This is a genomic window from Vagococcus sp. WN80Y (assembly GCF_059621045.1).
Window position 1 is genome coordinate 1 of sequence record NZ_JCAQHY010000127.1, and the last position, 22,768, is coordinate 22,768.

A 22,768-nucleotide genomic window follows, 5' to 3' on the forward strand; every position below is an offset into this window, starting at 1 on the left:
ACCTCTAAGTCTAGTGATAAAACAACTTGATCCATGTTATAATTTTGATACATAAATAGCGCTCCTTTCTGATTGGGTTTTGTCACTTTAATCATATCAAGGAACGCTATTTTTGTGTATCCTAAAACGCAAAAAAGGGGGGATAAAAGCAGATTAATTATCTACTTTATTTCCCAACCTCTAATTGTATCCTTTAAAACTCTCTTAAAACAAATGCGACTAATTCCTTAGCCGTTTCTTTTCTAAAGGGCATCACATGTCCATGAAAAGGAAAATAAAGCAAGAAGCTAAACAAGATTTCATAACCGCCAATCAGCCACTCACTTTCTGTTGGCAAATAACCCGTACAACCATTCGTATAGCCATTAAGGAAAAATAGTGGGTTGTTTGTCGACTCACTTACCTCAAGGGCTAATTCACAAAATAACTCATCTGCTAGTCCACAAAAGGCCCCTTCATTGACAGTCAAACACTGAATCTCACGCTTAACGCTCTGTTGGTTAATACCTAATTGTCTTAACCGCTGACACTCTGCTAGCCAAGCTTCGCCCTCTATGCCACACTCAATCATCGCTTCAGCTGCTAGTCGTTCTGCTTCCTTTTGACTAGGAACATCTGAGAAAAAGGTAAGTTCCTTAGATTCAAGGCTTAACCTCCAAATATCTGTCATCTCAAATTCTAACCGTCCAGCCGATTCAACCAATTTACTTGCAACTGCCTCTGCATCTGCTAATGTTCCACCCTTAATTTTATCTGTACCAGCAACTTTTATATTGCCAGCCGCCCCTTGGATCAACATGACAGGACAACCGAAATAATGAGCTAGCGCCTGACGCGCTTTATGGAAGTAATCGCTAGATAACATGCCTGGCATTGACATAAAAAGATTTGGATGAGCGGTTAATCGCGCCATGACGACAAGTGTCTTTCCAGTCAGATCATCAACTAACTTCAAGACCCCTAATCGAGAGTCTATATATTGACTTCCCCGTCGATTAGCACCAATCGTAGTATCAGTTAGAGCCCAACCACTCTTACATCTCCGACCTTTATCAAGGACTCTTTCGACACCCTCAAGGATTTTTTGACTCATCAGCTCAAAGTAACGCTGACCGTTTATGACCTCTTTCGTAGGCTGCGGAGCACTATGCGTATGAGAAAAGCATAGCATCACCTGTTCTTTCTTAGTCCTCAGCTTCCGTGCGATACCTTCTCTCAAACTATCTGCCAACTCTGTTGTTAACCCAAGATTATCTATTGTGACAAGGCAGAAGCGTTGTTGTCCCTCCTCCATCAACACCACTTGAGCAATTAAGGGATGAAGCTTCCCTTTTGAAATAGTTGGCATCCCACCAACTAACATCACTTGAAAATTTGGTGTCAAATCGACTTGTTCGTAGGCTACCTTTACTTGTAATGCTCTATTCATTTTGACTTCTCCTTATCATTAATTAATTTCTGATAACAGACAAAGCCAGACTATGGTCACATAACTTCACACAAATTGACCATCAACTCGCTTTGTGTGAAGTCATTACAATCATCAATCTCATTTTATCACCTCGTTTATCCTTCATTTTTCTGATATAGTTATTATATTATCATACTCTTAAACTCATTCATACTTGTTGATAATTATCTTTGTTGCAAGTAACTTATTACCTACATTGCTTCCACTTGACCTCCTATTTAATCACAGCAATTATAGGCAGATTGGTGGAGTGCTCTTAAAAAAAGACCTGAAAATTCTTAATTTTCCTTAAGAAACGCTTAATTATGCGTAGAAAAAAACACCTCTCCCAAAATCAGGAGAGACGCTTCAAGTTAACTTTTCTTAATTTAAAATAATCCTGTGATCACGCCATCAGCCGTGACATCAATTTTATTAGCAGCTGGAACCTTTGGTAAGCCCGGCATTGTCATAACGGCGCCAGTATAGACCACCACGAAACCAGCACCAGCAGATACCTTAACATTGCTAACCTCAATATCAAACCCACTAGGACGCCCCAATAAAGTAGGGTCATCAGAAAATGAATATTGCGTTTTCGCCATACAGATCGGCAAATCGCCAAAGCCTAGCTTAGTTAATTTAGCTAGCTCACGTTTAGCTACCTTAGAATAGCTAACTCCTTCACCGCCATATACTTTTGTCACAACCGCACTAATTTTTTCTTCAATACTCAAATCAGACTCATAAGAAAAATGGAAATCTGACGTCGCCGTTTCGGCTAGACGAACCACTTCACGAGCAAGTTCCTCGCCACCAGCACCGCCTTGTCCCCAAACGTCTGAAAGAACAACATTAACACCAAGTTCTTGGCATTTTTCTTCTACTAACTTCAATTCAGATGCATCATCTGTAGGAAATTTATTGATTGCTACCACAGAAGGTAAACCAAAGAGCTCATTAATGTTTTCAATATGCTTAATTAAATTAGGCAGCCCTTTTTCTAAAGCAACCAAGTTAGTCTCATTCAGTTCAGACTTAGCTAAACCACCGTGCATTTTAAGCGCTCTAACAGTCGCAACAATAACGACCGCAGCTGGCTCAATTTCTGCCTTGCGACATTTAATATCTAAGAACTTTTCCGCACCTAAATCGGCTCCAAAACCAGCCTCTGTAATAACATAATCTGCTAACTTCATCGCCGTCTTCGTCGCAACAACTGAATTACAGCCATGGGCAATATTAGCAAACGGGCCACCATGAATAATCGCTGGATTGTGTTCCAATGTTTGGACAAGGTTTGGCTTCATGGCATCTTTAAGTAACGTAGCCATCGCTCCTTCAGCTTGTAGATCATGAGCAGTCACAGGTAAGTCCTCATATGTATATCCAACAATAATACGACCAAGATTCGCTTTTAGATCGGTTAGGTCAGTCGATAAGCACAAAACCGCCATTATTTCAGAGGCTACCGTAATTTCATAGCCATCTTCACGAGGCACGCCATTCACACGAGCCCCCAACCCATCGACAATGCTACGCAGTTGACGATCGTTCATATCAACGCACCGTTTCCAAGTGATTCGGTTTACATCAATGTTTAGCGTATTCCCTTGATAGATATGATTATCCAATAAGGCAGCTAATAAATTATTGGCTGCACCAATTGCATGAAAGTCTCCTGTAAAGTGCAAATTGATGTCTTCCATTGGCACAACTTGAGCGTAACCGCCTCCCGCTGCCCCACCTTTAACGCCAAAAACAGGACCTAAAGAAGGTTCTCTTAAGGCAATGATGGTCTCCTTGCCAATTCGATTCATTGCATCTCCAAGCCCAACAACAGTGGTTGTTTTACCCTCGCCTGCAGGTGTTGGGGTAATAGCGGTCACAAGTATAACCTTGCCTTTTTCTTCCTGCTGAGTTAATTTGGTTGGATCTATTTTTGCTTTATAGTTTCCATACAGCTCTAATGTGTCACGGTTTAAACCTAGCTTCTCGCCGATTTGCTCGATTCCGACTAGATTTGTTTGCTGTGCTATCTCTATGTCACTTAAATAAGTTGTCATCTAATCACGCCTCCATTCAGTTTAAAAAAGTCACAGGTAAAGAGTACTGGAAAATAACGACTAGCAAATAGTTCCAACGCCTTTTTTTACCTATGACTTTAGTTTAATCGAATTTAATTCTTTTTTCTACTTATTCTCCAAATTGAAAGCTTAAAATTGGCTGTCTTGCCGCTCTCACTTCATCTACTCGCTTGATATAAGTATTATGAGGAGAAGCTTTGATATACCCTGGATCAGCATAGGCTTTCTCGTAAATAGCTCGATAAGCCTTCACTGCCACATCAATCGTTTCCTTCGATTCCGTTTCTGTCGGCTCAACCATTAGCGCTTCATGAACCACATTTGGGAAGTACATGGTCGGCGGATGCATGCCATCATCCAAAATAGCCTTCGCAACATCTAAAGCTGTTACACCCGTTTCTTTCTTCATTCGTTCTAAGGTCATCACAAACTCGTGCATACATGGTCCTTCATATCGCATATCAAACAAGTCCGACAATTGAGACATCATATAGTTAGCATTTAATACCGCGTTAGTTGCAGCTTCTGGGATGCCTTCTTTACCTAGAGTAAGAATATAAGTCAATGCTCTAACAACAATCCCAAAATGGCCGTAGAAGCCTTTCACACTGCCTATTGTTTTAGTCGGTGTATTGAAAGCATAGCCTGCCTCAGATAGTACAGGATGATACAACGGAAGAAACTCTTTCAAAATTTCCTTACAGCCTATCGGTCCTGATCCCGGACCACCGCCACCATGTGGCGTAGAGAAGGTTTTATGAATATTTAAGTGAACCACATCAAAGCCCATGTCGCCTGGGCGAACAATTCCCATAATCGGATTTAGATTAGCCCCGTCATAATAATTTAAGCCGCCAGCTTCATGAATGATCGTAGTAATTTCCGTAATATTTTCCTCAAATAAGCCGACTGTACTTGGATTCGTTAACATTAAGCCTGCGGTGTCATCTCCTACTGCAGCTCGCAAAGCATCCACATCAACTAAGCCATTTTCTTTAGATTTAATGTTGATCGTTTCATACCCGACCATCGAAGCACTCGCTGGATTCGTTCCATGAGCGGCATCTGGCACAATAATTTTGTTCCGCTTTGAATCATTATTAGCTTTATGATAGGCCTTAAACATTAAGAGAGCCGTCAATTCACCGTGAGCACCTGCTGCAGGTTGGAAAGTCATATAATCCATTCCAGTAATTTCCGTCAGCAAGTTTTCAGCCGTCTTAAAGACTTCCAGTGCCCCTTGAACTGTATGCTCTGGCTGTAATGGGTGAATGCCACTAAAACCAGGTAAATTAGCCATTTCATCATTAATTTTAGGATTGTATTTCATCGTACATGACCCCAAAGGATAAAAGCCATCATTAACGCCAAAGGTTTGCTTTGCTAATTCAGTGTAGTGTCTGCTGACATCTGGCTGAGCGATCTCTGGTAAACGAAGCTCTTTTTGACGCGTCAATTCATTTGGAATTTCAAATTCTGGAACATCTAAATCGGGCAACATAGCATTAAACCTGCCGGGCTGACTTCTTTCAAATATTAATTTCATTAGGCTGTTACCTCCTTCACGACAGATATCAATTGATTAATCTGCTCTTTAGTGTTCATCTCAGTCGCGCACCACAATAGATCGTCACCGACAGGATACCCACCTAAAATATCGTGGGCCTCAAGCTTCGCTAATAGTTCACTTGCTGGAATTGGAGTCGTCGCCAAAAACTCATGGAAAAAGTTTCCTGAATGTTTGAGTTCAAAGCCAGGAACTTTTGTTAGCTCCTGCGCTAAATAATGTGTTTTTGAATAACTTTGACGTGCAACTTCCTTCACACCATCAGGCCCCATTGTTGCCAGATAAATTGACGCTGTTAACGCACAATGAGCTTGATTTGAACAAATGTTTGAAGATGCCTTTTCTCGGCGAATATGTTGTTCGCGAGCTTGTAGCGTTAAAACAAACGCACGCTCACCATCTGCATCAACCGTTTCTCCGGCAATCCGTCCCGGTAACGAGCGAGTCAGTTTTTCCGTAGTTGCCATAAAACCTAAGTACGGCCCACCATAAGCTAAAGGTAAACCTAAGGGCTGAGCTTCACCAGTGACGATATCAGCGCCTAATTCAGCCGGTGTTTTCAGCACCGTCATTGCAACAGGATTAACCCCCATAATAAATTTCGCTTTATGCTCATGAACCAATTCACCAATAACCTCTGCCGGTTCAATTTGACCAAAGTAATTGGGTTGCTGGATAAACAAACATGCCGTCTCTTTGTCTAGTAACTCCCCTAAAGCCGCAACATCCGTCACGCCCTCTTTCTCTGGGACAATCGTAATATCTAAATCCTGTCCTTCACAGTAAGTTTTTACTGTTTGAATCGTCATTGGATTGGCTGCCCCTGACACTAGGACTTTTTTACGTTTACGATCAATCGTCATATTAACCGCTTCAGCAGCTGCTGACGCTCCATCATAAACTGAGGCATTCGCAGTTGCCATGCCAGTCAATTCAGTTATCATCGTTTGAAATTCAAAGATAGCCTGTAAAACACCTTGGCTGATTTCCGCTTGATAAGGAGTATAAGCTGTCAGAAATTCTTCTTTTCCAGAAATTTGTTTAACAAGTGCCGGGATATAATGATTATAAGCACCTGCTCCTCTAAAAACAGTCGAGAATAGTTTATTTTTAGCCGCTAAATCCGTCAGTGTGTGACGAACCTCAAATTCTGATTTAGCATGGGGAATCTTTAATTCCTTAATACGTAACTCTTGTGGGACACTTACGTATAATTCTTCTACACTTTTCATGCCCATACTTTCAAGCATCAGTTGTTGCTCTTCAGTCGTTGCGGGTACATATTTCCCTAACCCCATAAATTACGCCTCCTCAGCTACAAATTTCTGATACTCTTCTGCACTCAATGTATTTTCTTGAACCTCCGTTACATTGCCAACTTCAAACAACCACGCCTCATATGGATTAGCATTGACCGATTCAGGTGCCTCTTCAAGAGCTTCATTGACACGGCTGATTACACCTGATACTGGTGTAAAAATGTCAGAAACTGATTTAACTGACTCAATATCAGCAACAGAATCCTCCGCACTCACCTCATCAGCCACTTCTGGTAAACCAATATAGACAATATCTCCCAATTGATCTTGAGCAAATTCAGTAATCCCAATCAGCGCCGTTTTACCATCCTCTGATAATTTGATCCATTCGTGATCCTCTGTGTAAAGTAATTCGTTTGGATATGACATATTCTTTTCCTCCTAATTTTAACGCTTTTTACAGATTCCCCACAAAAGCTTATCTTCAATTTTTATTTGTCTCGTTTATAAAATGTACTTGCAACCACTTCTACCGGTATTTTTCGACCTCTGACTTCTGCCTCCAAGGCCGTTCCTAATTCGGCATACTTACTATCAATTAAGGCCATTGCGATTGGGTATCCAAGAGTTGGAGAATGAGTCCCCGACGTGCTAAATCCAATTTCTTGGCCCTCTGCAAAAATCGGTGCCCCTTCACGAACGATTCCTTTACCTGTAACTTTTAACCCAACTCGCTTAATGGTAGGCTCTCCCTTTTCTTCAAGAGCCTTTTTACCAATAAAATCCTCTTTTTGCATTTTAACAGCAAATTTTAAGCCCGTTTCAAGTGGTGAAATATCGTCTGTCATCTCATGACCGTACAATGGCATCCCCGCCTCTAATCTCAGCGTATCACGGGCTCCAAGTGCTGCCGGAATCAAGCCTAAATCGGTTCCCGCTTCTAACAAGATATCCCACACCTTTACTGCATTTTCAGGACTCATATAAAGTTCATAGCCTTTTTCACCTGTATAGCCCGTTTGAGAAATATCAACCTTGATGCCACTTAATTCAACCTGCTCGTTAAAACGATAATACTTAGCAGGAATGTCTTCTTCCTTCATCACCTTTTTTAGAATATCAGTTGAATTAGGTCCCTGTAACGCTAAAATGGCTGTTTCATCAGAACGATCATCCATTTGGCAGTCACCAAAAATATGAGACTCAATCCAATCAGCATCTTTATGACGATTAGCAGCATTAACCACTAGCATATACTTGTCTTGATTATATTTATAGACGATAAAATCATCAATCACGCCACCTCGGTCGTTGAGCATTACCGTATAGCGAACTTGTCCAACCTCCATATTTGTGAAATCATTTGATAATAAGTAATTTGCATTGGCTAATGCTTCTTTACCTGTTAAGAAAATCGCCCCCATATGAGACACATCAAAAAGTCCTGCTTGCTGTCTTACCGCTTGATGCTCGATAATCAGGCTTGTTGGCTTATAAGTCACTGGCAATAGATAACCAGCAAACGGCACCATCTTGCCCCCCCTTGCAACATGTGAGTCATAAAGTGGTGTTTTTAATTCTGTCATCCTACTCAACCCTTCCCTTTTAAAGAAATTTAGAAATGATCCTTAACACTCTGACTCTATTCTATCAATATTCGTCATTTTATGGAAGACCTAAATCTAAACTTCTTATTTTTTTCGTTTTAACAAATAAAAGACGAACATTAGTTAATTAATTAACCATTATAGTTCATTTTTTGTTTTTAATAAATAATCATAAAAAAAAACAGAGGAACACACCAAATTAAGGTGCAGTCCTCTGTTGTGATACCTGAGAGATTTCGCTTACATAAAATAAAGCTTGCTCCTTCGGTGACTATGCTTTCCAGAGTGTCGTCCGACTGCGGTCCTGTGACCTGAGATCTTCGCTAGGCACGTGCAAACGCCAAACTTATTCCTTCGGTGTCAGTGACTTTTATACACTGAACTCTCCCGCAGCAGTCATTCGTATTGTTATCGCTTACAGTCTTTATTACTCTATTATATGGGTTAATAAAAAAATTACAAGTTTTTGACTCAATTTTCACACATTTTTTTCACCATAAAATCATTCTCTTTTTTTTAGCTAAATTAACTTAACTATTAAAGGTTAAATAGTCTTTTTATTTATTAGTGTATAATATACAGACGAATAAAAAAATAATAGTTTGATCATTCTTTGAGATAACAGCCTTAAAAAAAAAACTTCCCACCCTCCAATAAATTGCTGTGCATAATAGTTGTCATTATTAAGATTATTTTATAGAATAGCATTAAAATTTGAAAGATTATATTATTTAACAAGAAGCAGTCAAAATATGAAAATGGTTGGTGGCTACTATGACAAAAAATGAAATTACAATTGGAAAAAAATACAAATGCCAAAGTGTCTTACTAGGAGGAACTTTCATCGGGAATGTCGTGGCGATATATGACAATACCTGTATCGTTGAGTTAGAAAGCTGTAAATCTCAGGATACAATCAAAGCACTAGAATTTAACAATCACTTTGTTGTTCGCTTTGAAGACATGGTTGTAGCATAGAAAAAGCAAATGCTGGGGCTGTGACATAACTTACAGCCCCAGTTTCATAAGAAAGTAGTGCTATCGAGTTAACTTATTATAAGAAGCTGAGATATTGGCTAAATACGCTTTTAAAAAGCCCCACATTTTTTTACTACCGACATACATTAACCCAGCAATAATGATTGAAAGGCCTACTGCAAGCCCAGTCGGTACTTGATAAAAACCAAAATTTAACAATTCTATCGGAAGCTCATACCCTAATGCAGCTCCAACACCCTTAATCACAGCAGCGATGACAACCAAGAAGGAGCAAAAATAAAGAACCAAGGACAAGATTGCCACAAAGGGTATCACAATCACACCTTTTACTCCCGTTACAAAATAAAACTTAATCATCGTCACTAGACTTTTAACACTCAGCTGATGACTGTTTGACAGTACCTTGCCTCCATATGATCTAGCTAACTCGCGCGGCGAACCGAAGGCTGTCAACACATCCTCAACAGAGCTTCCCATCTCAATTCGTTCAAAGATATGACTTTCCACTTCTTCGATAATATCCTGTCGATCGGCAGGCTCCAAAAATCGAAGCTGACTATTCAGCTCTTGTAAATAAGCTTCAACTTGTTGATTCATTTTTACTTCCTCCTAAAATGTTTGAATATCTTCAATAGCTTTAACCAAATGCTGCCAAGAAACAGTCATTTCAACTAAATAATTGATTCCTAAATCAGTAATTTTATAGTACTTCCTACGAGGCATCTCTTGGTTTTCTTGCCAATAACTAGTCAAAAATCCCTCTTTTGTTAAACGGCGTAATAAAGGATACATGGTATTTTCATTCGCTGCCACAATTTCCCAGTTTCCTAACACACTAATCAATTCATATCCATAATAATCTCGCTCTTTTAACAAAGATAAAATACACAATTCTAAGGTTCCTTTTTTTGCTTGAGTTTTCCACTCATCAATAGTCATTAACTCACCTCTTTATATACAGTGTACTACACAGTATTGTGCTAAACAATATTTTTTAGCTAATTGATTAAAAATCCGACTTTAGTCTGACTTCGGCATCCTCAAATGAATAGATTTTAACTAACAGCTATGTTAAAATAATCAAGAACTAGTGTCACTTTGTTGGCCTTTTTAAGTGACAATTAACCAGATGTACCAGTCCAATTATTAGGAGGATATTGTAATGAAATTAGAAACATTACTGATAAATTGTGAAAATAAAAATAACATAGATTCTTTTTTAGACCTTGATATTAGCGATGTCACCATAGATAGCCGTCACGTGATACCTGGTAGTCTTTTTGTCTGCATTAAAGGTGCTCAGGTCGATGGACATGATTATATTGAACAAGCCATAGCAGCTGGTGCAGTTGCGATTGTCGTTGAAAAACACACGATTAAGACTGACTGTCCAATTATTGAAGTGATTGACTCTAAAATCGCCTTGGCTCATATCGCTAATAGCTTCTATCAAAATCCAAGTCACGAACTCACTCTTTTTGGCGTGACGGGCTCTACTGGAAAAGCAACAGTGACTCATTTAATTGATGAAATAGTCAGTCAAGCTGGCAAACGGACTGGATTAATGGGCAGACTCTACAATAAAATTGGCACTGAAAAATTTCCAACACTCAATACAACGCCAGATAGCTTAACTACTCAGCATCTTTTTAGACAGATGGTTGATCAAAATGTGACTCATTGCGCTATGGAGGTTTCTTCTCATGGCTTGGCTAATAATCGCGTACTAGAGGTTGATTATGATGTAGCCATTTTCACAAATTTACGGCATGACCATCTCGATTTCCATCGTTCTATGGAAGCTTATTTTTACACGAAAAGCCGCTTATTTATGCAGCTAACTCACACTCCTTCGACAAAAGAAAAGCTTGCGATTATTAATATAGATGATCCTTATGGTCAACAGCTCATTCCTTTTGCGACTGGAAAAATTTACACTTACGGTTGTAATGGTGAGGGGGACTTCCAAGCAGCTGACATTTTAACAACTGATACTGGCACCACATTTAGCCTATTAGTTGACGGAACTAAATCGACAATCAGCGTTAACCTAATTGGAGAAGATGTCGTTTATTTTCTCTTAGCAGCTATTGCCGCCTGTTACGTTGCAAATATCCCTTTGGATTCAATTATATATACCTTACAAACCCTTAATAATTCCAATAATGATTTTAGGCAGATGCCCGCTGAAGATCATATCACTTTTCTCACATAAAGTTAGTCGTTAAAAAGAAATAAGGCTAGGATCTAGGTCCCAGCCTTATTTCTTTCTCGCTATTTATTGTTTCACTGATACATTTATATGACGCTTTTTAACCTTTTTTGTCCAGAATCCGCCACTAATGTATTTAGGTTCATGAGAAATCACAAAAGCTCCCGGCTCTAATTCTTTGATGAGACGATATAGACGGCGCTCATTTTTTCTGGAACTAAGAATTTCAAGAATCATTCGTTCCCCTTCACGCCCAAACCCAAATGTCACAGTCACCCCAAACCCTTCATCACGTAAATCATTGGCCATCGTACTCTCTTCTTTAACTGGAATAATTGCCGTCACCATGATATATCCCAGTGCCAAATATTCTTCTATTCTAATCCCAATTCCGATTCCAATGCCATAACCAAGGGCATACGCAGCCAAATTCCAAGGATTATCCAAGCGACTTAAAACCATATTAAGACCGAGCACATACACCGTTATTTCAACGATACTGACAATAGGCGCAATATTTCGATATCCTTTCATTGTCAACATAAACCTAATCGTGTTCAAGGTAATGTAACTCAGGTTTATAATGAAAATCATCCCTAACATCTTAATATCAATCCCCATTGCCTCTCATCCCCTCTTGTCAGTGTCCATCGGTAAAAAATTCTATTTATTCATTTCATTATAGAGCAGAAATTTGCGGCTTGCAAAGATGCTTCGCTGTCACTTAGACAATTTTAATAATTACTGTTTTCTCTTGAAAAAATAACCAGCCACAATCAATCTAGTGCTCCTCTTTGCGGGTAGGTATTTCTATTTATGGATTTCTCGATTCGTTCATGTACGCAGACAACAGACATCGCTTTTAGCGGTATTCAATATTAATTGATGGGAATTATAGAATACTTACTGAATCCCAACAAATAATTTTCGTTATTTATCGAAAATTTCTCGATTCGTTCATGTACGCAGACAGCGGACATTTATTTTAGTGATATTTGTTATTTTTATCGCGCATATCCCAATTGAGGACGTTCTTACGCATCGTCATATTAACCTTGTTATATCACAAAGTTAGACTAACTGTCTAATCAAGAACAAGTCACATAATAGTCTATCTTACCCGAATAATAATTACTTGACTCAGCTATTTCTAATCGACGCCTATGAGACGGCATTGATTCCCCCTGCCTCACCCATTTAGAAACAAATAAGCCGATTAATTGGTAATTTAAATCACTTAATGGCAAATTAAGACCTCATACTCTTCAAACAAACAAGGAATTCCTTTAGCAGACGCAATGTCTGAGCTATCCATGACTTGAAAATGTAGATGGGGGGAGGTTGAATTACCTGAGTGACCAACCTTTCCAACAAGGTCTCCTTTTTTTACTTTGTCTCCCACAGAAAAGGTTAGCGAATCAGTCTGTAAATGTGCCAAGGCCACATAAACATTATTAGATTGTTTTATCACCAAATAATTACCTGCTATTTGACTAAATTTATCTCGATTTTCATTAAACGTCACAGCATTTTTCAAGCCAATCGCTAAATCAACCAACCAATAAACTCTTTTTCGTTCCTTGACACCATCTATTACCTCGACGACTTCCCCATCACAGGGCGCAAAAATTTCCTTTCCGTAGCAATAAAATTTTTTTAACGGTGCTCCAAATAACAGATACCGTAAAGCATTTACTGTGAAAGGTCGCTTATTTTTCTGCCAATTGACTTGTAAAAAATCAAAAGCGTACCGCAATCCCATCCGATTAGTCCCATGACTCGGCACTCTTTTCGCTGGGGTTGTCGGCGCTAACCATTCCCCTCTTAATGGAAATTCAATAATAACTGTTGGCTCATTCATCAAAGCAGCTCCTCCCTTCATTAATAGTCATAAAAAACGGCTCTCAGATCAGAAAAATAGGCTGAAACCTTATCAACCAACTCATCATAATCCATGTCACTATCCTCTAGATTTTTCAAATTATTAGCTAATTCATCAATAAATCCCACATTACTCCAATAAATATGCTGTTTGCATTTTGTAGCACTAATCGTTTTTATAAAGACTGATTCGTCAATCCCTTCAAACATCACATCAAAACAAAAAATAGGGTCTTGGGTTACTTTTGTTGTTATTTTTTCATTAATTCTTTCTGATTTTGTTTCGGCAGACAAATTATTAAACGCTAATAACCACGGATTTTTTACCAATAAATTCAGTTGTAACAGATATGATTGTTGCAATCGCTTAAAAATATCTGGTTCTGTCATATCTATTTTAGTTGAATAATTAGCGGCTATTTCCGCATCGCAGTAGTCCATAAGAAAGAGAAATAGCGCTTCTTTACTTGATGTGTAATGAAACATCAGCGCTTTTGAAATATCAGCGTGTCTAGCAATTTCATTCGTTGAAGCAAGGTCGTACCCTTTTAACGCAAACTCTCTTAAAGCAGAATTTATGATCGCTTGTCTTCTAGTTTCTTCTAAATTTAATATCGACATTCTTTCCCTCTTTTCGATTAAATTATAGTCATCTTTTTATCCAAACACCAGATCATTGACCTGATAGGTTAACGAAAGCTTAACATCATTTACCTATTAGGTCAATACAAAAAGGTGAGACAAATGTCCCACCTTTCAGATTATCCCAATAATATATGATAGATGTTCTCCGAAACTCTGCTAAGAATAAGAGACACTATTTCTTTTGATGCCAGTAATATAAAGGCAATCCAACAGCTGTTAGCGCTAGTCCTAGAGAGGCATTCAACGGTTGTTCAAACAAGGTATTAATGACTATAAATCCACCACCAACAATCGCAATTAACGGAACAAACGGATAAAGTGGCACTTTATAACTCCGCGGTGCATCAGGCATTTTTTTACGTAAGATAAATACTCCGATAAACGTCAAAGTATTAAACATCCATATGACAAAAATAGATAGATCCGTCAACTGATCGAAAGAACCAGACAAAATCATGGCAATGATGATCACTAATAATACTAAACCACCATTCACAGGCATCGCTGTTTGATGATGAAGTTTTGCTAACCATTGACTTTTTGGCAACATGTTTTTCGTCCCCAAAGCGTATGGTACTCGCCAAGCTGCCATAGAATACCCGTTTATCCCACCGAAAACTGAGATTAAAATGCCAATCGTGACTAGCTTACTACCGAATCCTGGAAATAATAAGGTTGCCACATCTGCTGCCGGCGTCACCGTATTCGCTAAATCTTGAGCCGGCATAACCGTTAAATATGCCATATTTATCATTAAATACAAGGCTATTACGATTGACAACCCGCCCACAATCGCTCGAGGTAAATCTCTGCTAGGATTTTTCATTTCTCCTGACAACGCACTCACATTCATCCAACCATCATAGGCAAAAAGAGTGGCAACTAAGCTTGCGCCAAAACTACTACTAAGTGATCTTGTGCTCTCGCTTAATGGAAATAAGGTTACCGTTAATGAGTTTTGATTGAAAAATAGGCCTGCAATAATCAACACTACTAAAGGTATAATCTTCATAAATGTTGCTGTCGTTTGTAGAGCCCCCGTTGCCTTATTGCCAATACCATTAATAATTGTAATCAATATAATTGCTAAAATACTGATTGGCACAATCCATCCGTTACTTATTCCTAATAAATTGACTGCTTGGGTTCCAAATATAATACATAAAGCCGCAATGTTTGCTGGAAAATAAACTACAAGCTGGGCCCAGCCAACTAAAAAACCAAGCGGCCTGCCAAAAATCTTTTCAAGAAACACCATCATGCCACCTGTCTCAGGAATCATTGTGCCTATTTCTGCGACAGTCAAACCTCCACATATCGCAATAATTCCTCCGACTAGCCAAGCTAGCATCCCTAAACCAGCTCCACCTGAGGCACTGAAAACAGCTGTCGGCTTGAAAAATACGCCAGCTCCAATTACCGTTCCAACAACTACAGTCAGAGCAGTCAAACCAGATATTTCCTTCTTTAAGGTACCCTCTTTCATTCGTTCTCCTACTTTCCTTCATTTCTCCCGACACTTTCATGTAAACCGTTCGTGATTTCATACACAAAAGTGATTTATCTATTTTACCAATCTTTATTACTAATTGCTAGCGGTAAATCGATCGAAACCGTTTTAACGTAAAAAAAAACAAGGGTGAGACCAAATCTCTCCCCTGTTTTTTCCCTATGTTATGTGACAGGATTACTATCTAATTTCAACCTGATAGGCAGTGACCAATGCTTGTTGGATTTTCTCCATAGCAGCTGTCACCTCATCATCCACAAGTGTGGCTAAAGGATTTTGGAAGCTCAATGAATAGGCCATTGATTTTTTACCTGCTCCTAATTTTTCCCCTTGGAAAATATCAAACAACTGAACACTTTGTAAGAACTTGCCACCATTTGCTTGAATCACCAATACCAATTCTTGATTTGAGACTGTCGCGTCAACTAGTAACGCCATATCCCGCTTCATTGAAGGGTATTTTGACACTGCTTCATAGCTAATCCCCAAACGATCCCCTTCTAGCAAGGTGTCTAATTCGATTTCTAACACATAAGTCTCATTGATATCATAAGCTTTTGCTGTCAATGGGTGAACTTGACCAATAAACCCAATTACTGTTCCATCAAGTAAGATTTTAGCTGTTCGTCCCGGATGCAAATCAGAATAGTCAGATGTAGCTTCAAACGTTACAAGTTTATCTACACCAATTATTTCTAACACATTTTCAAAAATGCCCTTCAATAAATAGAAATCAACAGGAGCCTTCGCTACTTGCCATGTTTTATCTTCCCAAGCACCTGTAATAGCCATCCCTAAATGACGGGTTTCTGTCGGTAATTGGCCCGCCTCAGTTTCACTAAAGACATTACCAATTTCAAATAGCGCTACATCATTGTTTTTCCGAGCAACGTTATAAGCAACATCTATCAATAAACCGCTTGTTAGATTTTGACGTAAAACAGCATGATCCTCACTCATTGGTGACTGTAGCTTAACTACTGGCAATGGCTCTAAAACAAACTCAGTGGCCTTTGCTTCAGTCGTTAAGGCATAACTAATCGCTTCAGTTAAGCCGCTACCTTCTAAGGTCGTTTTAGTATCACGAACTAATTGTTGTTTAGGTGTTAGCGCACCAGGTAACGCCTCACCACTAGGTAACGTTGATGGCAAATTATCATAACCAAAAATCCGCGCTACTTCTTCAACCAAATCAGCCTCAATCGTGATATCCCAACGACGAGAAGGAATCGATACTTTAAAAGTTCCTGATATCTCTGTATAAGGAAAATCTAAAGCATGAAAGATGTCGCTCACAACTTCAACGGTTAAGTCTGTCCCTAAAGAACGGTTAATCTTATCAAGTGTGATGGCAATCTCAATGATTGGCGCCTTCGTTTCAGAAGCAACAAGCTCGCCAGAAACAATCGTTCCTTCCCCCAATTCGGCCATCATTACTGCCGCAAATTCGCAAGCCTCTTGAACAGTATTGAGATTAATACCTTTTTCAAAGCGACTACTTGATTCACTACGCAAACCAAATTGCTTAGAAGTTAGACGAGTCACAATCGGATCAAACGTTGCTGCTTCAATAGCAACAGTTGTTGTTGTGTTGGTGATTTCTGAGTCAAAGCCACCCATAACACCGGCTAAAGCGATTGGTTCTTGACCGTTTGTAATCACAATATTAGCAGGAGTTAATTGACGATCTTCTCCATCTAAGGTTTTTAATCCTTCATCTACCAGCCCACGACGAATCACTATTTCTTTGCTGCCAATTTTATCATAGTCAAACGCATGCATAGGTTGACCAAATAGTAACAAAATATAATTGGTCACATCAACAATATTATTGATTGGACGAATTCCCTCATTCATCAATCGTGTTTGTAGCCATAAGGGACTTTCTTTAATTGTCACATCTTTAACAATTCGCATACGATAATTAGGTGTATCTGCTACATCGTCTACCTTGACACTTAGATAGTCCTCAATCTTAGTAGTTGTATCCTCAACCAATTCTTTGACAGGAAAGACAGGTTTTTGACGGTAGATAGCCCCGACTTCATGAGCCACTCCGCGCATACTCAATGCATCAGCACGATTTGCTGTGATCGATAGCTCGATAATCGCATCATCCATATCTAAATAAGAAAAAACAGACTCACCAGCAATTGCCTCATCTGGCATAAAATAAATACCATCAGCGTATTTTTTTGGAATCAAACTATCAGAATAGCCTAGCTCCTGTAATGAACAAATCATTCCTAAAGAGACTTGACCACGCATTTTACCTTTTTTAATTTTTACATTACCGGCAATTCGTGAATTAGGTAACGCAACAATTACTTTCTTACCTGCCGTAATATTTGGCGCTCCGCAAACAATTTGGAACAGCTCTTCTTCTCCAACATCAACTTGACAGATTGACAAATGATCACTATCTGGATGCGGAACACATTCTTTCACATCACCAACAACAATTTTTTTAAGGCCAGCTTCAGGTACATTGACCTCTTCCACTTCAATACCTGTTCGGGATAATTTATCTGCTAATTCATCAGGCGTAATAGTTGACACATTCACTAATTCATTTAACCATTTATAAGAAACTAACATAGTATTACTCCTTTACCTTGAATTGTTCTAAGAATCGCACATCATTTTGATAGAAATAACGAATATCGTTAACACCGTGGCGCAACATCGCAATTCGGTCTGGTCCCATTCCAAATGCGAAGCCGCTATAGACTGTTGAGTCGATACCAGACATTTCCAAGACATTTGGATGAACTACCCCAGCCCCCAAAATTTCTATCCAACCTGTCTGTTTACATACGTTACAACCTTCACCGCCGCATTTAAAACAGCTCACATCTACCTCAACAGAGGGTTCAGTGAAAGGAAAATAACTCGGACGCAAGCGAATCTTACGGTCCTCTCCAAACATCCGCTTCATCACCACTTCTAAGGTGCCTTTTAAATCGCCCATAGTAATAGTCTTATCAACAACCAAGCCCTCAATCTGATGGAACTGATGACTGTGAGTTGCATCATCACTATCACGACGGAAAACTTTCCCCGGACTAATCATTCGTAACGGCCCTTTAGAAAAATCATGCTTCTCCATTGTTCGCGCTTGAACAGGTGAGGTATGGGTTCTTAATAATAACTCTTCGGTAATGTAGAAGGTATCTTGCATATCACGCGCAGGGTGATTTTTAGGTAAATTCATGCGCTCAAAATTATAATGATCTTGTTCCACTTCGAACCCTTCGATAACTTGATAGCCCATCCCAATAAATATATCTTCAATTTCTTGCATAGTTTGAGTTAGGACGTGAGGTGTCCCTTGAGGAACATGTCGTCCAGGCAATGTCACATCTAGGGTTTCACTTGCTAAGGCAGCATTTAATTCTACTAGCTCTAATTGAGCTTTTTTCTCCTCGATTTTGGCAGCTAAATGATCGCGAATCTCATTCGCAAAACTCCCTACAAGTGGCCGCTCTTCTGCGGTCAAGTCTTTCATGCCACGCAACACTTCGGTGATTGGTCCTTTTTTCCCAAGAGTTTCAACACGAATTTGATTCAACTCATGTAACGCCGTACTTCCAGCAATTTTGTTTACTGTTTCAATCTTTAATGATTCTAATTGTTCTTTCAACGACATGATTATAATTCCTTTCTATTGGTTTAATTATAGTCGAAATGAATAGGAGAGTGTCTCACGAGTTGGTCACACAAAAAAAGACTTCATTCCCTAAAGGAACGAAGTCTCGCGGTACCATCCTAATTTACAGCTTATCGCTGTACACTTTTCTTTGTTAACGGTGGACTCACCGACTCAGTTTGAACACTAAGTGACTCAGGAAGTGAACTTCATCTAGCAAAAGAGGGGTTGCTTTCAGTCTGTGGCAACCTTCCCTGCTCTCTTTTAATCTAAATTACTCTTTTCCCTCAACGTTTTCTCTCTATTACCTAACAGTCTACAAGAAACAAGTCAGAAGGTCAACTGCTTTCCTCAAGTGATAACCATTTTTCTGACCATTTTTGGATTTCAGCCATCGCAGCCTTCAAATCGCGCCCTTTTTCTGTTAAGCGGTATTCAACCTTTTTGCTATTATCTTCATCTTCAATTCGTTCTACTATTTCGTTTAACTCTAGCTCTTTAAGACGCTCTACCAATACCCGATCACTTAGATTCGGAATTTTAACGGCTAATTCACCAAAGCGTTGACAGCCTTCTTCTAGTAGTACATCGATAATTAAGCCATTCCACCGTTTGCCTAAAATCGAAAAACTTTTTTCAAATTTGGGACATAAGGTAAATTGACGTTGTTGGCATTCTGCCGTGATATGTGTTTCTGCCATACCTCTCACCTCTCTTTTTCTATAGTATAGCACTTTTCCTTACTAATTATAAGCTAACTGTTTGTGTAATCCAACACAGACATTCGTTACTTTATTGATAGTATGCTCAAATTAGAGACAAACAAAAGTAGTCAACCAACCGCTCGTTGACTACCTTTGCTTTAACTCTTAACCAGCCATCCCTAATAAGGAATAAACTTTATTTTTTGCGTTACGGAAAGCAGGAACCAGTGCTTCATGGGTGGCACAATACTTGTCAACCATGGTCACTATATAGCTTTCTTTATACTTCGGTGGTGCAATAGTGGCTAGCCACATGTGTTTGATAATAATGTCTTTTTCTAAGTCTGATAGTTCGGTTAATTTTTCGGCATTTTTTACTGCAATTCGGGGGTGAACATAAGCATGTGTCCCGCCATCGAATTTCTCCGTCCGCCAGTCGTAATAAAATAAGTCATGCAGTAAACCAGCACGAGCAGTGGCACGAGCGTTACCGTTCCATTTCTTAGCTAAGCGGTAGCTTAAATAAGAAACTGCAATAGAATGCTCTAAACGTGTCGAATAATGATGCTGTTTAAATTCACCTAGACTTTGTACTTCATCTGTGTAAATTAAATCTTCGATATAAGACATATACTCTTGATCTTCTTGCCAATTTTGTTTCAATTCACATAACTTCCTTCATCTGTAGTGACGTTAAAATTTGTAAGCCTCTGACTCAAATTATTGTCGAGTTACAATGATTATAGTTTATCACCTAAATCGTAACAATTCCACTGTCTTGCATAATATTAATCTTTTCGTAATAAATTATGTCTATAGTGAAAACATCAATATCCCCGCCGCGACAGCAACATTTAATGATTCTGCTTGCCCAAGTATTGGTATATACATATTCTTGTCAGTTAACTGTAATATATCTGCGGAAACACCTTGTCCCTCATTTCCCATCACTAAGCCAAATGAGGTAGTCGGTGTCACTTGTCGGTAATCAACGGCTTCTGGATTAAGTTCTGTTCCGTAAATTGGAAGGCTTTGTTCTTTGAGCATCGGAATCAGCTGCGTTAACTCTCCTTCAATTATTGCTAAGTGAAAATTAGAGCCCTGCATGGAGCGCAGCACTTTTGGACTATAGATATCCGCACAGCCTTTCCCTAAGATGACCCCTGTAAAATTAGCCGCATCGGCAGTTCTAATCATTGTCCCAACATTCCCTGGGTCTTGCACGTTATCCAACAACAATAACTTACCATTAATCTGCTTCGGTAGTTCTTCTTTGTTAAGTTTTACCAGCGCCATCATACCCTGAGGTGCGGGTACGTCACTAAGGCTTTTGAAAACGTCATCCGTCACTAAATAATGGGTAAGTGTTGTTGAGGTAGAGGGTAATTGTGACACAAGTTCTTGTCCTTGTTTGGTCATAATTAGCGTTGTTACATCAGCGTTAGCCTTAAGAGCCTCTTCGACTAAATGGCCTCCTTCGATCAAATAGTGCCCTTGCTCTTCTCGATATTTTCGTTTGGCTAATTTCTTTAACTCTTTAATAAAATTATTTTTAGTTGAACTTATCTCAATCATCTACTGTAAATCTCCTTCATCGGTGAGTGATTTCGCTACATTATATCATTGATTGATTATAAGAACTAGATTTCTTCGTAAATTAGTCATTGAAAAAAATTAATTTACAGGTAAAATTAACCTATTAGAAAGAATACGACTTAATCTAGGAGGAAAAACATGAAAAAAGTACGCATGCGCGTGAATGGACGAGTTCAAGGTGTTGGCTTTCGTTTTCTAACTAAAATGGCCGCTGATCGGCTAGGGATTTCTGGCATTGTTCGCAATGAACATGATGGCTCCGTTTACATCGAAGCTAATGGGCCAGAAGCTACTTTAAAAGACTTCGTTAACCTAATTAAAGCCTCTCCCTCCCCTAGCGGACGAGTAGATCACTGTGAGATTTCTTATGATGACTCAATTAAAGATCGTACAAGCTTTGAGGTTACCTATTAAATAACATAGACGTTTCTCATTATTTTGATGATTTCAATTGAAAAATCAGGTAGAATCTATTATAGTAGTCTTTACGAGTAAAATTTGGAAAAAGGAAGAATCGAATGAAGAAAAAATTTAAAAAATGGCTGCTAGCATCTGGGATGTTCGGCTTATTATTGACCCTTTCTGGGTGTGTGCAGACAATTAAATCTGGTCCTGATACAGGTAAACCAACTGGTGATGGCTGGGTATACAATCTTTTAGTCGAACCATTCAGTAAATTAATTACCTTTTTTGTTGACATGTTTGGTGGTAACTATGGCTTGGCAATCATCGTTTTCACCTTAATTGTGAGAGCAATTATCTTGCCTTTAGGTTTACATCAATCTAAAAAGGCTAGCATGCAGTCTGAAAAAATGCAAATGCTTAAACCGTCTATTGACGCGTTACAGCAAAAACAAAAAGCGGCTGTCACCCAAGAAGAACAAATGGCCGCAACTCAAGAAATGCAGGCTTTTTATAAAGACAACAACATGAGCATGTTTGGTGGTATGGGGTGCTTACCGCTTTTAATTCAAATGCCAGTCTTCACTGCACTCTTCTTTACAATCAAATACATGCCAGGAATTGACACTGCAACTTTCTTAGGAGTCAATCTTGGAAAACCAAATATGATCTTCACTGTTCTAGCTGCTTTAAGTTACTTGTTACAGAGCTATCTAGGAACTATCGGAATTCCTGAAGAACAAAAGAAACAAATGAAGACCATGATGTTCATGTCTCCACTAATGATTGGATTTATTTCGTTAAGCTCACCTGCTGGGGTCACACTTTATTGGGTAATCGGTGGGGTTTTCAGTTGTATTCAGACAATCATCAGTAATTTCTACCAAAAACCACGGATTCGCGCTCAAATTGCGGAAGAGTTCCGCAAGAATCCACCGAAAGAAGTTAAGATTCCTGTTGTAAAACCAAAAGACGTGACACCAAGCCAACCTAATAAAACAGGAGCTAACGCGAAATCAAACAAAAATGCGCAAGGTGGTCGCAATGCAGGTCGTCAGCAAACAAGAAAATAGTGTAAAGTTAAAAGAAACTGAGACACAATAAGGATGAGACAAAAGTCTCATCCTCTTTTTTTACCAAAAGATGTGTCTGATAATACATTGCCCGAAGCAAAAAAAACTATTGCTATTTTGCTACTCT

General features: G+C 39.0%; 21 protein-coding genes, 2 riboswitches and 1 other annotated feature. Of the genes, 4 read left to right on the forward strand and 17 right to left on the reverse strand.

Going from position 1 to position 22,768, the window contains the following annotated elements; translation table 11 throughout:
* Nucleotides 1-193: 193 nt before the first annotated feature.
* The 6 genes from AC5KOD_RS06030 to gcvT all read right to left on the reverse strand — a co-directional run bounded on the left by AC5KOD_RS06030 (nucleotide 194) and on the right by gcvT (nucleotide 7,949).
* On the reverse strand, nucleotides 194-1,429 hold the full coding sequence (locus tag AC5KOD_RS06030; RefSeq protein ID WP_496913637.1) for a hypothetical protein: 1,236 nt from the start codon (nucleotides 1,427-1,429) through the stop codon (nucleotides 194-196).
* A gap of 410 nt (nucleotides 1,430-1,839) precedes the next feature.
* The gene (locus tag AC5KOD_RS06035; RefSeq protein ID WP_496913638.1) at nucleotides 1,840-3,516 is read right to left on the reverse strand and encodes a formate--tetrahydrofolate ligase; all 1,677 of its coding nucleotides are present in this window, start codon (nucleotides 3,514-3,516) and stop codon (nucleotides 1,840-1,842) included.
* A gap of 130 nt (nucleotides 3,517-3,646) precedes the next feature.
* Nucleotides 3,647-5,083 (reverse strand): aminomethyl-transferring glycine dehydrogenase subunit GcvPB, encoded by a 1,437-nt coding sequence (gene gcvPB / locus AC5KOD_RS06040; RefSeq protein ID WP_496913639.1) that lies wholly within the window; start codon nucleotides 5,081-5,083, stop codon nucleotides 3,647-3,649.
* A complete protein-coding gene (gene gcvPA, locus AC5KOD_RS06045; protein ID WP_496913640.1) occupies nucleotides 5,083-6,402 on the reverse strand; it encodes an aminomethyl-transferring glycine dehydrogenase subunit GcvPA in 1,320 nt (439 codons plus the stop codon). Before gcvPA ends, gcvPB begins: the two co-directional genes overlap by 1 nt.
* A 3-nt stretch (nucleotides 6,403-6,405) precedes the next feature.
* Complete coding sequence (gcvH, locus tag AC5KOD_RS06050) at nucleotides 6,406-6,792, reverse strand: glycine cleavage system protein GcvH (protein ID WP_496913641.1); 387 nt, start codon at nucleotides 6,790-6,792, stop codon at nucleotides 6,406-6,408.
* A gap of 62 nt (nucleotides 6,793-6,854) precedes the next feature.
* On the reverse strand, nucleotides 6,855-7,949 hold the full coding sequence (gene gcvT, locus AC5KOD_RS06055; protein WP_496913642.1) for a glycine cleavage system aminomethyltransferase GcvT: 1,095 nt from the start codon (nucleotides 7,947-7,949) through the stop codon (nucleotides 6,855-6,857).
* Between the two features lie 233 nt (nucleotides 7,950-8,182).
* Nucleotides 8,183-8,256: riboswitch (glycine riboswitch) on the reverse strand.
* 3 nt (nucleotides 8,257-8,259) lie between these two features.
* Nucleotides 8,260-8,370, reverse strand: a riboswitch (glycine riboswitch).
* 374 nt (nucleotides 8,371-8,744) lie between these two features.
* Here gcvT and AC5KOD_RS06060 point away from each other — a divergent pair.
* Nucleotides 8,745-8,948: a hypothetical protein gene (locus AC5KOD_RS06060; protein ID WP_496913643.1), complete on the forward strand. Its 204-nt coding sequence runs from the start codon at nucleotides 8,745-8,747 to the stop codon at nucleotides 8,946-8,948.
* 60 nt (nucleotides 8,949-9,008) lie between these two features.
* On the opposite strand, the gene AC5KOD_RS06065 is transcribed toward AC5KOD_RS06060, so the two are convergent.
* On the reverse strand, nucleotides 9,009-9,566 hold the full coding sequence (locus AC5KOD_RS06065) for a DUF1700 domain-containing protein (protein ID WP_496913644.1): 558 nt from the start codon (nucleotides 9,564-9,566) through the stop codon (nucleotides 9,009-9,011).
* A gap of 12 nt (nucleotides 9,567-9,578) precedes the next feature.
* Nucleotides 9,579-9,908: a PadR family transcriptional regulator gene (locus AC5KOD_RS06070; RefSeq protein WP_496913645.1), complete on the reverse strand. Its 330-nt coding sequence runs from the start codon at nucleotides 9,906-9,908 to the stop codon at nucleotides 9,579-9,581.
* Nucleotides 9,909-10,131: 223 nt separating this feature from the next.
* On the opposite strand from AC5KOD_RS06070, the gene AC5KOD_RS06075 reads away from it, so the two are divergent.
* Nucleotides 10,132-11,184, forward strand: coding sequence for a Mur ligase family protein (locus tag AC5KOD_RS06075; RefSeq protein ID WP_496913646.1), 1,053 nt, complete (start codon nucleotides 10,132-10,134; stop codon nucleotides 11,182-11,184).
* Between the two features lie 63 nt (nucleotides 11,185-11,247).
* On the opposite strand, the gene AC5KOD_RS06080 is transcribed toward AC5KOD_RS06075, so the two are convergent.
* From AC5KOD_RS06080 to AC5KOD_RS06120, 9 genes are all read right to left on the reverse strand, one after another.
* A complete protein-coding gene (locus AC5KOD_RS06080; RefSeq protein ID WP_496913647.1) occupies nucleotides 11,248-11,802 on the reverse strand; it encodes a DUF2179 domain-containing protein in 555 nt (184 codons plus the stop codon).
* A gap of 616 nt (nucleotides 11,803-12,418) precedes the next feature.
* Nucleotides 12,419-13,042: a M23 family metallopeptidase gene (locus AC5KOD_RS06085; protein WP_496913648.1), complete on the reverse strand. Its 624-nt coding sequence runs from the start codon at nucleotides 13,040-13,042 to the stop codon at nucleotides 12,419-12,421.
* A 20-nt stretch (nucleotides 13,043-13,062) separates the two neighbouring features.
* Nucleotides 13,063-13,683, reverse strand: coding sequence for a TetR/AcrR family transcriptional regulator (locus AC5KOD_RS06090; RefSeq protein WP_496913649.1), 621 nt, complete (start codon nucleotides 13,681-13,683; stop codon nucleotides 13,063-13,065).
* A gap of 196 nt (nucleotides 13,684-13,879) precedes the next feature.
* A complete protein-coding gene (locus AC5KOD_RS06095) occupies nucleotides 13,880-15,193 on the reverse strand; it encodes an APC family permease (protein ID WP_496913650.1) in 1,314 nt (437 codons plus the stop codon).
* A gap of 204 nt (nucleotides 15,194-15,397) precedes the next feature.
* Entirely contained in the window at nucleotides 15,398-17,815 is a 2,418-nt protein-coding gene (gene pheT, locus AC5KOD_RS06100; RefSeq protein WP_496913651.1) for a phenylalanine--tRNA ligase subunit beta, read from the reverse strand.
* A 4-nt stretch (nucleotides 17,816-17,819) separates the two neighbouring features.
* Nucleotides 17,820-18,866 (reverse strand): phenylalanine--tRNA ligase subunit alpha, encoded by a 1,047-nt coding sequence (gene pheS, locus AC5KOD_RS06105; RefSeq protein ID WP_496913652.1) that lies wholly within the window; start codon nucleotides 18,864-18,866, stop codon nucleotides 17,820-17,822.
* Nucleotides 18,867-18,957: 91 nt separating this feature from the next.
* Nucleotides 18,958-19,166: a binding site (T-box leader), on the reverse strand.
* Between the two features lie 38 nt (nucleotides 19,167-19,204).
* On the reverse strand, nucleotides 19,205-19,567 hold the full coding sequence (locus AC5KOD_RS06110) for a winged helix-turn-helix transcriptional regulator (protein WP_496913653.1): 363 nt from the start codon (nucleotides 19,565-19,567) through the stop codon (nucleotides 19,205-19,207).
* 168 nt (nucleotides 19,568-19,735) lie between these two features.
* Nucleotides 19,736-20,200: an HD domain-containing protein gene (locus AC5KOD_RS06115; protein WP_496913662.1), complete on the reverse strand. Its 465-nt coding sequence runs from the start codon at nucleotides 20,198-20,200 to the stop codon at nucleotides 19,736-19,738.
* Between the two features lie 183 nt (nucleotides 20,201-20,383).
* Complete coding sequence (locus AC5KOD_RS06120; protein WP_496913654.1) at nucleotides 20,384-21,145, reverse strand: TrmH family RNA methyltransferase; 762 nt, start codon at nucleotides 21,143-21,145, stop codon at nucleotides 20,384-20,386.
* Between the two features lie 159 nt (nucleotides 21,146-21,304).
* Here AC5KOD_RS06120 and AC5KOD_RS06125 point away from each other — a divergent pair, with 159 nt between their 5' ends.
* Entirely contained in the window at nucleotides 21,305-21,580 is a 276-nt protein-coding gene (locus AC5KOD_RS06125; protein ID WP_496913655.1) for an acylphosphatase, read from the forward strand.
* Nucleotides 21,581-21,684: 104 nt separating this feature from the next.
* Complete coding sequence (gene yidC, locus AC5KOD_RS06130) at nucleotides 21,685-22,641, forward strand: membrane protein insertase YidC (protein WP_496913656.1); 957 nt, start codon at nucleotides 21,685-21,687, stop codon at nucleotides 22,639-22,641.
* The last annotated feature ends 127 nt before the right edge of the window (nucleotides 22,642-22,768 follow it).